This window comes from Streptomyces sp. NPDC001270 (assembly GCF_042896695.1).
Lineage (GTDB): Bacteria > Actinomycetota > Actinomycetes > Streptomycetales > Streptomycetaceae > Streptomyces.
Window position 1 is genome coordinate 1 of record NZ_JBIAXM010000029.1, and the last position, 11926, is coordinate 11926.

The 11926-nt window shown below is 67.7% G+C and carries 11 protein-coding genes and 4 pseudogenes; 6 read left to right on the forward strand and 9 right to left on the reverse strand.

Annotation, left to right across the window (positions count from 1 at the left end; translation table 11 throughout):
• Positions 1–110 precede the first annotated feature (110 nt).
• Positions 111–1190, reverse strand: a complete 1080-nt coding sequence (locus ACFY2B_RS34845; RefSeq protein WP_390767068.1) for an IS630 family transposase — start codon at positions 1188–1190, stop codon at positions 111–113.
• A 47-nt stretch (positions 1191–1237) separates the two neighbouring features.
• On the opposite strand from ACFY2B_RS34845, the pseudogene ACFY2B_RS34850 reads away from it, so the two are divergent.
• Positions 1238–1435: pseudogene (locus ACFY2B_RS34850) on the forward strand (transposase); the annotation flags it as partial.
• Positions 1434–1826 (forward strand): annotated as a pseudogene (locus ACFY2B_RS34855) (SDR family oxidoreductase); the annotation flags it as partial. The pseudogenes ACFY2B_RS34850 and ACFY2B_RS34855, both read left to right, overlap by 2 nt.
• A gap of 6 nt (positions 1827–1832) precedes the next feature.
• Here ACFY2B_RS34855 and ACFY2B_RS34860 read toward each other — a convergent pair.
• The 3 genes and pseudogenes from ACFY2B_RS34860 to ACFY2B_RS34870 all read right to left on the reverse strand — a co-directional run bounded on the left by ACFY2B_RS34860 (position 1833) and on the right by ACFY2B_RS34870 (position 4490).
• Positions 1833–3304 (reverse strand): annotated as a pseudogene (locus ACFY2B_RS34860) (IS3 family transposase).
• A gap of 317 nt (positions 3305–3621) precedes the next feature.
• Positions 3622–4176 (reverse strand): annotated as a pseudogene (locus ACFY2B_RS34865) (IS3 family transposase); the annotation flags it as partial.
• A complete protein-coding gene (locus tag ACFY2B_RS34870) occupies positions 4173–4490 on the reverse strand; it encodes a transposase (RefSeq protein WP_390767069.1) in 318 nt (105 codons plus the stop codon). The gene ACFY2B_RS34870 and the pseudogene ACFY2B_RS34865, both read right to left, overlap by 4 nt.
• Before the next feature lie 283 nt (positions 4491–4773).
• Here ACFY2B_RS34870 and ACFY2B_RS34875 point away from each other — a divergent pair, with 283 nt between their 5' ends.
• The 3 genes from ACFY2B_RS34875 to ACFY2B_RS34885 all read left to right on the forward strand — a co-directional run bounded on the left by ACFY2B_RS34875 (position 4774) and on the right by ACFY2B_RS34885 (position 7074).
• Entirely contained in the window at positions 4774–5115 is a 342-nt protein-coding gene (locus ACFY2B_RS34875) for a PadR family transcriptional regulator (protein ID WP_376538354.1), read from the forward strand.
• On the forward strand, positions 5112–6068 hold the full coding sequence (locus ACFY2B_RS34880) for a hypothetical protein (protein WP_390767070.1): 957 nt from the start codon (positions 5112–5114) through the stop codon (positions 6066–6068). Before ACFY2B_RS34875 ends, ACFY2B_RS34880 begins: the two co-directional genes overlap by 4 nt.
• A gap of 220 nt (positions 6069–6288) precedes the next feature.
• Positions 6289–7074, forward strand: a complete 786-nt coding sequence (locus ACFY2B_RS34885) for a prepilin peptidase (RefSeq protein WP_390767071.1) — start codon at positions 6289–6291, stop codon at positions 7072–7074.
• A 392-nt stretch (positions 7075–7466) separates the two neighbouring features.
• On the opposite strand, the gene ACFY2B_RS34890 is transcribed toward ACFY2B_RS34885, so the two are convergent.
• On the reverse strand, positions 7467–8168 hold the full coding sequence (locus tag ACFY2B_RS34890; protein ID WP_390767159.1) for a Tn3 family transposase: 702 nt from the start codon (positions 8166–8168) through the stop codon (positions 7467–7469).
• Positions 8169–8236: 68 nt separating this feature from the next.
• On the opposite strand from ACFY2B_RS34890, the gene ACFY2B_RS34895 reads away from it, so the two are divergent.
• Entirely contained in the window at positions 8237–8710 is a 474-nt protein-coding gene (locus tag ACFY2B_RS34895; protein ID WP_390767072.1) for a hypothetical protein, read from the forward strand.
• 16 nt (positions 8711–8726) lie between these two features.
• Here the strand turns inward: ACFY2B_RS34895 and ACFY2B_RS34900 are convergent, their stop codons facing one another.
• From ACFY2B_RS34900 to ACFY2B_RS34915, 4 genes are all read right to left on the reverse strand, one after another.
• Positions 8727–10010, reverse strand: a complete 1284-nt coding sequence (locus ACFY2B_RS34900) for a tyrosine-type recombinase/integrase (protein WP_390767073.1) — start codon at positions 10008–10010, stop codon at positions 8727–8729.
• A gap of 42 nt (positions 10011–10052) precedes the next feature.
• Positions 10053–10718 (reverse strand): hypothetical protein, encoded by a 666-nt coding sequence (locus tag ACFY2B_RS34905; RefSeq protein WP_390767074.1) that lies wholly within the window; start codon positions 10716–10718, stop codon positions 10053–10055.
• 98 nt (positions 10719–10816) lie between these two features.
• Positions 10817–11155: a tyrosine-type recombinase/integrase gene (locus tag ACFY2B_RS34910; protein WP_390767075.1), complete on the reverse strand. Its 339-nt coding sequence runs from the start codon at positions 11153–11155 to the stop codon at positions 10817–10819.
• Positions 11156–11674: 519 nt separating this feature from the next.
• On the reverse strand, positions 11675–11854 hold the full coding sequence (locus ACFY2B_RS34915) for a hypothetical protein (protein WP_390767076.1): 180 nt from the start codon (positions 11852–11854) through the stop codon (positions 11675–11677).
• Positions 11855–11926: the final 72 nt, after the last annotated feature.

The window sequence follows — 11926 nt, forward strand, 5'->3', positions numbered from 1 at the left end:
ACAGAAGATCCTGGCCACCTGGACCGGCGCCTGCTCGATATGCGGCCAACCCGCGCCCACACCCGAACCCCACCACAAGACCTAACAAAGCCCTACTAGTGTCCTGCGCCTTAAATGCGTCGGCAATATCGTGCGAGGGAGTCGAGGATCTCGTCGGCCGTCTTCGTCCAGACGAAGGGGCGAGGGTCCTCGTTCCACTGTTTGACCCAGTCGCGGAGGTCTTTCTCCAGGGCTTGGACACTCTTGTGGACGCCGCGCCTGATCTTCTGCTCGGTCAGGAAGCCGAACCAGCGCTCGACCTGGTTGATCCATGAGGAGCCGGTAGGCGTGAAGTGCACGTGGAAGCGTGGGTGCCTGTCGAGCCATGCCCGCGTGGCGGGTGTCTTGTGTGTGCCGTAGTTGTCGCACACTACGTGGACGTCCAAGTCCTCGGGCACGGTCTCGTCGATCCGCTTCAGGAACTTTCGGTATTCAACTGCGCGGTGCTGACGGTGCGTTGCTCCTATGACGGTCCCGTCCGCGATGTTGAACGCGGCGAACAGGGTGGTGGTGCCATGCCGGACGTAGTCGTGGGTGCGGCGCTCCGGCATGCCGGGCATCATCGGCAGTACCGGTTGAGAGCGGTCCAGGGCCTGCACCTGGGACTTCTCGTCGACACAGAGAACAACCGCCTTCTCCGGCGGGTTGTGGTAGAGCCCGACGACATCGACCACCTTCTCCACGAAGAGCGGGTCGGTGGAGAGCTTGAACGTCTCGGCCTGGTGCGGCTTGAGTTCGAAGCGCCGCCAGATCCGGCCAATCGTCGATTTCGACAGTCCGGACCTCTTCGCCATCGAAGCCCTGGACCAGTGAGTGGCGTCCTTCGGCATGTCCTCCAGGGTTGCCACCACGACCTCTTCGACCTTCTCCAGGCTGATCGACGGCGGCCGGCCGGGACGCTTCTCGTCGACCAGACCCTCCAGCCGCTTGGCGACAAAACGCCGCCGCCACTTCGTCACGGTGTCCGGATGCACCCGCAACTCCTCCGCGATCTGCAGATTCGTCCGCTCCGCATCCGCACAGGCCAGAACGATCCGGCACCGCACGGCCAACGCCTGCGACGACTTCGCCCGGCGCGACCACCGGACCAGCGTCGCCCGCTCCTCCTCAGTCAAAACCACCTCGGCCCTGGGCCGCCCCATACGCGCCATGCACCCACCATACAAAACCGGTAAATTTAAGGCGCAGGACACTAGCCACAACCGTCGAGACATGGTGGCCAGAGATCCTTGCGTTCCTCCACACTGGGATCACCAACGCCGGCTCCGAAGGCACCAACCGGGTCATCAAGACCATCGCCCGCGACGCCTACGGCTTCCGCAACCCCGGCAACCAGCGCTTACGCACCCGCTGCGCGACCACCCGTCGAGCCCGTGGACACCTCGATGCCCGCTAATGGCCTGCTCGACACCACCCTGGACAGCTTTGACCGGCACTTCGCGGTCAATGCGCGTGCCACCTGGCTGCTGATCCGTGAGTTCGGCCATCGCTTCCACGGGACTCCGGGGGCCGGCCGCGTGATCGCCCTCACCAGTGACCACACCGTCGGTAACGTGCCCTACGGGGCGAGCAAGGGCGCACTCGACCGCGTCACCCTGGCCGCTGCCCACGAACTCGCCCACCTCGGGATCACCGCCAACGTGATCAACCCAGGCCCGATCGACACCGGCTGGATGTCCGACGACATCCGCGACCACGTACTGCGCCAGACACCGCTGGGACGTCTGGGCAGCCCGCAGGACACCGCTCACCTGGTCGGAACCTGTCAAAGCGATCAAGGCAGGTAGATCGTTCTAACGCTGTGCCGGGATCAGTGGGCCGTCTGGTGCCGGCTTGTTGATCCAGGCCGCTGCGGGGACCTTCGGGGGCTCCGGTGGCTTGCGGACGAAGCGTTCGGGGTGCTTCGCGTAGACCGCCTGGAGGACGTCGGCACGCATCTCGCGGAGCTGTTCGGCGAGGCCGAAGTGCACGTCGTAGGGCGTGTGCAGGCCGATCCCGGAGTGCCGGTGTTCCTCGTTGTACCAGGTGAAGAACTGGGTGCACCACGCCCGGGCGTCCTCGAGAGATCCGAAACGCTCGGGAAAGTCGTGCCGGTATTTCAGGGTCTTGTACTGGCTCTCGCTGTACGGGTTGTCGTTCGACGTCTTCGGCCGCGAATGCGACTTGGTGACGCCGAGACCGGCCATCATCTGGGCGACGTTCTGCGCGACCATCGGGGACCCGCGGTCCGAGTGGATCGTCAACCGGCCTGGCACGATGCCGTACTTGGCGATCGTCTCGGACAGGAACCGCTCGGCGAGGTCCTTGTTCTCCCGGCCGGCGATCATCCAGCCGACCGTGTAGCGGCTGAAGATGTCGATGATCGTGCAGAGGCAGTAGTAGACGCCTTTGACCGGGCCCTTCAGCTTCGTGATGTCCCAGCTCCAGACCCGGTTCGGGCCCTCGGCGACCAGCTCGGGAACAGTCCGGGGCGGATGAACGGCCTGCCGGCGGCGTTCACGGACCTCGCCACGGCGTCGCAGGACCCGGTACATCGTCGACTCCGAGCACAGGTAGACGCCCCGGTCGAGGAGGATCGCGTAGATCTCGGCGGGCGCCATGTCGGCGAACTCCGGAAAATGGAGCACATCGAGGACCCGTATCTCCTCCTCCGGGGTGAGCGCGCGGGGGTGCCGGCGCCGTTCCCGCCGCGGCCCGGCCGGGGCGGGGCTCTGGCGGTGGTGGCGGTAGTAGGTGGCCCGGCTCACGCCGAGCGCGGCACATGCCTGGACCCGTCCGACCAGCCCGGTGAGCTCTTCGAGGGCCTGGTCGCGGGCGGTAGTGAACGTCACGGCCGCGGACCGGGCCCCGGTCACTGGTCCTTCTCGCCGTTCCGGTTCGGGGCGCTGTCCGTGGCGAACTGGTCGAGCAGCGCGGAGAGTTTTCCCTGGACCTCGATGACCGTGCGGGCCTTCGCGAGATCGGCCTCCAGACGGTCCCTCTCCGCCTTCAGCTTCGCGATCTCCCTGTCCCGCGGGTCCGCCTTCGGCCGTCCGGCCGGCGCGGCGAGCGCGTCCAGGGCACCCTTGTCCCGCTGCTGCCGCCACGTCGTGATCAACGACGAGTACAGCCCCTCCCGCCGCAGCAGGGCACCCTTGCCCTTCTTGTCCAACGACTCGTACTCCGCGAGGATCCTCGTCTTGTACTCCGCGGTATACCGGCGCGGACCGGTCGAACGGGCTTCCACCTGCGGATCAGGGGTCCCGTGGTCATTCGTGCTGGCCACCCGGGCACTACTCCTTCTCCGCCCTCGACTCAATGAATCATCCAGTATGCCTGACTCGACCTACTTTGACAGAGAGGGGGTGGACTTCCTATGCTCACCACAGGGCCAGTGGATCAACGGCCAGCTCCTCAAGAGCAACGGCGGTCTCGCCGGCTGACCAGCCGGCCCGGCTACGCGGCCTCCGGCCGCTCAACCAGTACACCCTTCTCGAAACGGGCCCCCGCCCGGACGAGCGGCACCAGGTGAGCACCGGTGATCGCACGCCATCGGGCCTGGGCAGACTCAACGGTCAGGTTGCCGCCGGTGTGGCGGCGCTTCCATATGGCCATCTCCAGAGCGTCCAGGGCGAGGTCGGTGTACAGAGACGCGGAGACCTGCCGGCCGACGACCATGCGGGAGAAGACGTCGATGACGAAGGCGGCGTAGACCCAGCCGGAGAAGGTGCGGATGTAGGTGATGTCAGCGACCCACAGCTGGTTCGGCGTGTGGGCGGTGAACTGGCGCTCGACCAGGTCGGCGGGCCGTGAGGTCTCAGGGGCGGGCCGGGTGGAACGCGGGCTCTTCGCGCGGATCACCCCGCGCAGGCCGGCGGCGCGCATGAGGCGTTCCACGGTGCAGCGGGCCACCGTCCACCCGCGCCGCAGGAGCGCGGCGTGCACCTTGCGGGCGCCGTAGACACCGTAGTTGTCGGCGTGGATCTGGGCGATCTCCTCCGTGAGGTCCCGGTCGCGGGTGGCGCGGGCCGCTTCCGGACGGGCGTGGGCGGCGTAGTAGGTGCTCGGTGCGATCTCGGCGTCGGTGCCCCGCAAGGCGTCGCAGATCGGCTGGACGCCGAACTCCTCCTTGTACCGGTCGATGTAGGCGACCTTCATCGCTGTGGACGGTCCAGCTCCGCCGCGAAGAGAACCGACGCCGACTTCAGGATCGCGTTGGCACGACGCAGCTCCTTCACCTCGCGTTCCAGCTCGGCGATACGGGCCGCGTCCTGGCTCGTGGTCCCCTCGCGCAGCCCCTCGTCCGTCTCGGCACGCTTGACCCAGGTCCGCAGTGCCTCGGGATGCACATCGAGCTGATCGGCGATACGCCTGATCGCGCCAGCACGTGCGGCAGGGTCCTTGCGGGCCTCCACAGCCAGCCTCGTCGCGCGCTCGCGGAGTTCATCGGGGTACTTACGAGGAGCAGCCATGAACAGGATCCTTCCGGGTCTTCGATGTCTCCATCAAACCCGGGGCGGTTCAGTCCATCGCCCTGGGCTGCACCGGCCTGGTCGCTCCTCAACGGCGGAAATGACGTTTCGCTCGGCCCCCAGGCCGCGGCGAGCATCCGCCAACGCCGCGCGGGTCCGTCGAGGAGACCGCCGCCGCGCCCGCCGGTCGGGAGAGGGTGACGTTCGCCGTGGGCGTGGAGGCGCTGCGGGTAATCACCCAGGGCCGACAGATATATATCGCAGATCGATATATGCTCGGCTCATGACACGGCAGAACCCGTCCTTGACGGAACCGCAATACTTCATCCTTGCTGCGCTCATGGACGGACCGTTGCACGGTTACGGCATTATCAAGGCCGCCGAGCAGGCCACCGACGGGCGGCTCCGGATCGCTGTCGGCACTCTCTATGGCGCGCTGGAGCGGATGGAGCGGGCCGGGCTGGTGGCCGCAGGCCATGAGGAGATCGTGGACGGGCGGGCGCGGCGCTACTACCGGCTCACCGAGGACGGCACCGCGACGCTCGGCCGGGAGGCACTGCGGATGCAGCAGGCGGCGGCCGTCGTCATCGGACGCTCGCGGGATGTCGGGGCGGCCCCGGCATGAACCGTTTGCTGCTTGCGGCCTATCCCGAGCCCTACCGTTCCCGGCAGGGAGAGGAGTTGCTGACCTGCCTGTCCGAGGCGTATCCCGGCCGCTCCTGGCCCCCGCCGCGGGAAGTTGTCGCCTTGGTGCGTGCCGGGGTGCAGGCCCGCGCCCGTGCCGTCGTCGACGACACGGCCCGGCCGTGGTGGCTGGACGGCATCCATCTGACCGCTCTCGTCCTCGCCGCGCTGGCACTGGTGCCGTACCTGCAGGATGTGTGGCACTGGGCACTGCACATCGATCCCGGCCGGCATGCCATCGCCTTCCACTTCTCGGGCTGGTACCCGTGGGCAGGAGGGCCCACGCGGACACGCCTCCTGCCCTACGGGCTGCTTCCGTTGGTCTGCCTGATCGCCCTGCTGCGCGGTAAGCCGTGGATCGCGCTGCCGGCCGCAGCAGCGATGATCTACGTCGGTGCCACGTTCAACAGCAATACGTTCTTCGGCGACGAGGGCAAGGCGGGCCTGGGCTACTACGGGCTGGGCGCCCCGATAACGGCCCGTGACCTGGTGCTGTCGGGGACCCTGTGCACCGCGTGCGCCGTGCTGGCGGTCTGCCGTCCTGGCCGGCTGCGGCGCCACTCGTACCGCTGGCTGGTGCCCATCGTGCTCGCCATGTTCGTGGCCGGGGGCCTGCACATCATCTCCATCAGCCCGGCCTTCCAACGCGGCCTGTTCGCCCTCGAAGTCGCCGCGCTGATCGCCGCGTGGGTGGCGACGGCCGCCACCGGGGACTACCGGTGGCTGATCCCCGTCGCAGCGGTCGCGTTCATCCGCACACAGGCGATCGTCATCCAGCCGAACGCGTTCATGCAGTCCCTGCCGGACCTGGTCGTCCTTCTCCTCCTGATCGCACCCCTCCCGGTCCTGGCGATCGCCGCCCAGCGCCGACAGAGCCGGGCGCTCCTCGATTAGGAGCAGATCCCCGGTGCGCCGGCTGAGCCTGTCGGCCCACCCCGTGCCAGAAGAGGCGCGCGACCTTACTGCCCCACGAGGAACAGAGAGAGCGATGACTGAGCAAGATCCCTCGACCCTGTCCATACAGCCGGACACCCCCGGCCAGGTCCCGGGAATCACGGCCGAACCCAGCCTCTCGCGGACGATACGACCTCGGGTCTCAGCTCCGCTGTACCTCTTGGGGCTCCTGGCGGTCTACCTGATCGCTGTCTGCACCCCGTTCGGGCAGCGGGCGGAGAACGCCGTGCTCAAAGGGTTCAGTGCCAGACCGGCGTGGATCTACGACTGGTCGGGGGCGGCTTACAAGTCGTCGGCCCTGCCGCCGCTGGGCGACACCGCCATGCCCACCCTGGTTGCGGGCGTGGCCGTCATCGTGGCCGTGACCCTGGTGCGGCGGTGCTGGTGGCAAGGCTGCGCGGCGATCGGGGTCGCCGCGGTCACGTTCGGGGGCACGGAGGTACTCAAGAGGATCTTGCCCCGCCCCGACCTGATACACGCGCCTGTCTGGTTCACCGAGGGGAGCCTCCCCAGCGGGCACGTGGCCGTCGCCGCCGGGCTGGCTCTCGGCGCCATCCTCATCGCTTCCCCCCGCATTCGCCCCTACGTCACCACGGCCGGCATGCTGTGGCTCGCTGTCAGCGCCGCCGCCGTCCAGGCCATCCACCACCACCGTCCCAGCGACGTACTGGGGGCCACGCTGCTGGCCTGCGCCTGCTACAGCCTCGCGGAGCGGCTGCTGCCCCCCACCACCGCGCCAGGCATCACGCTGCGCCCTCGTGCACTGCCGGCCATCGCCCTGGCACTGTCAGCGGCCGGCGCGCTCGTCGCCGGCGCACGAAATGACTCCGTCACACAATCGCTGGTCTACGCGGCAGCGGCCTTCCTGTGCGCCTCCCTGCTCTGGTACACCGCAGCGGAGGGGCCCGCGCACACCACACGCCGCACACGCCCCACACCGGGCTGACCACCCAGCCGGCTCCGGGCAGGAGACCAGCTGGGTCCTACGTCGGCCATCGATCCGGCGCGGGGCTGGACGCCACGACCTCGTCCAAGACCAGGTCTCGCAGCTGGACGGTGAGTCCACCGATCGAGTTGACCAGAGCCAAGACGACGTCCTCCCGCTCCCCGGAATCGATTGCCGCTTCGGCGTCCTCCAGGAGCTGGAGGGCGTGGCGACACCCTGGTGGTGCCCGCCCTCGACCGCTACGGCCGCTCCCTGCAAGACCTGATCGCCATGGTCGGCGACCGACTCGGCTCGCGGCACCAGCACCCTGGCCGACCTGCGCGGGCAGTTCGCCGCTCACCGCAAGGCCCGCCCCGTCGCCCACTTCCTCGACCTCACGGCATAGCCCCCGTTCAGGCGGCCAGCCGTAGCTGCCCGACCGCCTGCCCGTCCGGGGGCTCCATATCCAGGTGCCACGTGCCGAAGCGCCGGATCTTGCTAGTGATGTACGGGGTGATGGTGGCCAGGTCGACCGGATCGATCTCCCAGCCCTCCTCGATGAGGTCGTTGACCACCTTCGTGATGTCCACCGCGGTATGAAAAATAAGACAGTTCGCCAGCAGCTCGCTGAACTTGATGATCTTCTCCTGGTCCTCCGGGTCGTTGTCGGCCAGCAGGTCGGAGGCGAACATCAGCCAGTTGCTGAACTTGTGGAACGCTTCGGTCTTGTTCGTCATGGACTGGATCGAATCGCGCAGCTCGGGCTCCGACAGGTAACGAAGGAGCACGATGGTCCTCATCACGCGCCCCAGCTCGCGGTACGCCTGGTAGATGCGGTTGCGGCGGGACTCGTTGCCCAGCCGCCGCAGCAGCGCGGCCGAGGAGAGCCGGCCCTCGCGGATCGAGCGGACCACGCGCATGAGGTCCTGCCAGTGGTTCTCGATCAGCCGCCAGTTGATGACGTCCTTCTCAGGGTCGCCGAACAGCGGGTCGATGTGCTTGTACTTCACCGTCGCGGAGGGCCGGTAGAAGGTCAGGTCCTTCCAGTTCCTGATCCTGGGCAGCAGCTCGACGCCGAGCAGGTGCGCGAGCCCGAAGACAGGCAGGTTCTTTATGTGGACAGTTCAAGTTGATCTTCCTCCGGTAGGGTGAAGCTGTCGATGAGGTAGCGGGGGGAAGCGTCTTGGATGTCACCGTTCAGTGGATACGGACGTCCTGGACGAAGGAGTCCCGGGGAGGAGAGGCTGCCGCTCGCCGGAACGCGGTCCCGGTCGGCTTTCGTGTCCCGCATATGTCGCCTTCGGTCGCGCATGTAGTTCGCGTGCATGAGCGAGACGGCTTCGCTCCCCATGACGGCCAGGAAGACCTGCGGAAGGTCGACGTCCAGCTCCGGGAAGACGACGGTCGGTTGCGTGTCCTTCCCCGGGTCCAGCCCCTGTTTGCCATACCGCCTCGGCCACGACGGCCCCCGGCTGTGCGTCTTGTCCCCGGTCAGTGGGTCCGCTGGCAGCTCAACTACCGTTTCAGCAGCGCGGCGGGAGTGCGGGGCTGGTCGTACTGGCTTGACACGTTCAACATCGCTTACGGCCCAGTGGGAGCCGATGTGTTCTTGTCTCCGCCCACAGTGCTCGTCGATGAGCGAGGACCAGTCCGGTAGCCCCGCTGGGGAGTGATCACGCACTGGAGACTTCAGCTTTCTCGTCGGGATGGGCGGGTTGCCCAAGGTCCGCCAGAAGCTTGTCGATGCGGTCGCTGGTGCAGCGGTGCCGTTCCACCTCGCGGTCCCAGCCGCGTTCGGCAGCATCGCGAGCGAGGGTCTGCTCGACTTCACGTCGAGCCCGCAACCGTGGGGCGTACTCAGGTGTGGTGACGAACTTGGCGCAGGTCAGGTAAAGGTCGCACTCGCATGGGCCTTCGGCAGGAAGGCGCAGGCACCGGCCGAGTTCAAGCTCCGTTTTGAAGAAGTTCGTCTTGAGCCAGTCGATTGAGGTGTCCGGCAGAGCGCCGGTTCTGAGTTCTGCGGCGGCGGGCCCTGCGATCGTTGCTCCGGGTCCGAGGACGGCCCGGTAGTCGCGCAGTACTTCCTGGTCGCTGACCTGTGCGTAGACGAGTGCCATGCTCACGGAGGTGTGCCCGAGCACCTTCATGATGGTGTGCAGCTTCGCGCCGCGTTCGGCGAGCTGGGTGCCGACGGTGTGACGGAATCGGTGGGCTGAGACGGTGCCGCGGCCGGCGCCGTCGCGGCCACCGGGGCGGACCAGGCCGACAGCTTTGCAGGCGTCCTGGATCGAGGTCTCGAACAGGTAGTAGGTCGACAGCAGCTTGCCGTGGCTCATGAACAGGTAGCGGATTTCCTCGCCGGTGCGCTCGTCGGTGAAGGGTCTCTCGGGCGCGTGTCTGCGCAGGTCGATGACCTTTTGCAGGGCCTCGGCGGCGTCCTCGTGCAGCGGCACGACCCGCTCTTTGTAGGTCTTGCGGCCAGAGAGCCGCAGCCGTGGGGTGCCGTCGGGGTAGCGGTCCAGGCAGTCGACCGGGAGGCGCTGGATCTCCGTGCGGCGGGCCCCGGACCAGCAGGCCACCAGCAGGGCAGCGCGTTGGAACGGGCAGGCGATCGCGTCGATGACTGGCATGAGCTTGTCGAGTTCGTGGTCGGGGATGAACCGGGGCACCTTTTGGGGGAACTTGGGTGCGTCGCCCGCGCCGATAAGGGTGTAGCCGGGCACGTCGGCGTACTGCCAGATCGCGGTGTCCCGGAAGAACTGGGAGAGCCCGGAGATCCGCTGGATCCGCGACATCACGCCGAGCGGCTTGCCGGTCCTCTCCGTCGGAGCCTCGGCGATGTGACCGATCCAGCCGAGGCAGTGATCCCTTGTGACGTCGGCGAAGGTGGTGATCTCGAGGTGGTTCTCACCGAGCCAGTTGCCGAACACTCGCACCGCGAGTTCCAGCTTGTCCACCGTCGACGGGGCGTCAGTCAGCTTGCGGGCCGCCAGCCACTTCTACGCCGTGGCGAGCATCCGCGGCGGCAGCTCCATCGGCGGCTTCCACGACGGCATCAACTTGCGTGGCTGAGTGGCCACTTGACCCCGATGGAACAGCACGACCTGCAACTGGTGCAGGTGGGTCACCCACTGCTTGGAGGCGTTGCCCCGGTAGTTCTGCACCGACGGGTAGAAGCGGCGCAGATCCTCACGTTCGCTGAACAGCCGGACAGCTTCGAGCGCTCCGGCGATGTGCTCCTCAGTGATGTCCTCCGCCCGCGACAGGCCCGTGTGCAGGGCGATCCGGCTGACCGTCCAGTTCATCGCCTGCCTGGCCGAGCCCGCGGCATAGCCGAGCGCGATGGCCTCCTCGATCAGTGCGGCCGTGCCCAGGTCGATCCCCATCTCGGCGGCCGGGTCCACCACCCGGAGCTGCCCGGCGCCGAGCATCCATGGGTAGTCGAACGCGATGTACCCGCGCAGCGCGAGAAACAGCAGATAGGGGCGGGCATAGAATGAGATGGGAAAGGAAGGCGCCGTGTGCGGTTCGCCGGGCAGACGGCCGACCCGTTCCACCAACGGTGCGGCAAACCAATCGGTCATGCTCGGCCATGCGTCCATGAACGCCCGGTAGCGTCGCAGCTTGGAGCCGCGGTAGCCCGGATGGATGTCCTGTCCGTTCAAGAACGCGAGGTACTCGGCCTCGGGGCAGTGCCGGGCGGGCCGCCAGGACCGTGGTGGTGCCACCGCGAGTGCTGCCGCGGTGGAGACCGGTCCGGCCCTCACTTCTCGGCTCCGCCGCGGCCCAGCTGGTCGAGCGCTTGGTGATAGTCGGCGACGACGGCCGGATCGGAGACCCGGGTGTAGATGCGTGTCGACTCCGGAGATGCATGGCCCAGTCGCTTCTGCAGCGTCAGTTCCCGCATGCCTCCCTCCCACATGCTGGTCGCGTGAGTGTGCCGTAGAGCGTGCGGGGTCACCCACGGCTCGCGAATCTTGGCGCGGGTGCAGGCGCGGGAGAACATTCGCACCAGCCCGTCGTAGCTCAGCGCCTCCAGGCGCCGGGTGCCGCGGCCGCCGATCAGGAACACCAGCCGGCTGTCGGCCTCGATGGTCGTCACGGTGACGGACCACCACCCGCCGCCTGCCGTAGGCCAGGTCGTCCAGGTGCAGGCCGAGAACCTCGCCTGGTCGCAGGCCGCCGTGGAGCATCAGCAGGACGATCGCCTTGTCGCGCAGGCCGCGAAGCTGTGCCAGCAGGGCCTGGACCTGGTCGTCAGAGAGCGGTCGCGGCACCCGCTGTACGGTCTTGACGCGCACGGCCCGGCGGACCGGGCGCTGTCGGCTGGCCCGGCCCATGAACGGGCGGTGCCTCTCGGAGACTCGCGCGAGCGCCGGGTCCGGCCGCTTCTCCAGCGGATTTGCCCTGTCCAGCAGCCCGGACAGGATCGCGTACTCGTAGAACGAGGACACCGCCGCCAGAATCCGGTTCACCGTGCTCGCCGCGAGTTTGGTGGCCGGTCCGTCCGCATCCAGGGTCACAACCGACAGGGTCATCCGACGCCGAGGGCGTCGGGACGGCGCCGAGCGCAGATACTCCAGCAGCGCGATCGAGTCCGGCGGACCGAAGTGTTCCCAGCTCAGACCGCTACCAGCGAAGAAGAGCCACAGATGCCGGTGTAGGACACCAGCGTGTTCGGCGAGCAGTCCCGGGCTGCGAGGAACCGTAGGAAACCGGAGACCACCTCGATCGGCTCGCCGCTCTCGTCGAGCAACTCGACACGGTGTGACCCGTTTTCCTGGCCTTCTCGTACCCGCATGGACGCCTCCGCCACTCTCGCGTGCAACGGCTCGGAAGGCCGCCCCTGACCCTCAACGAGAGGCAAGGTGTC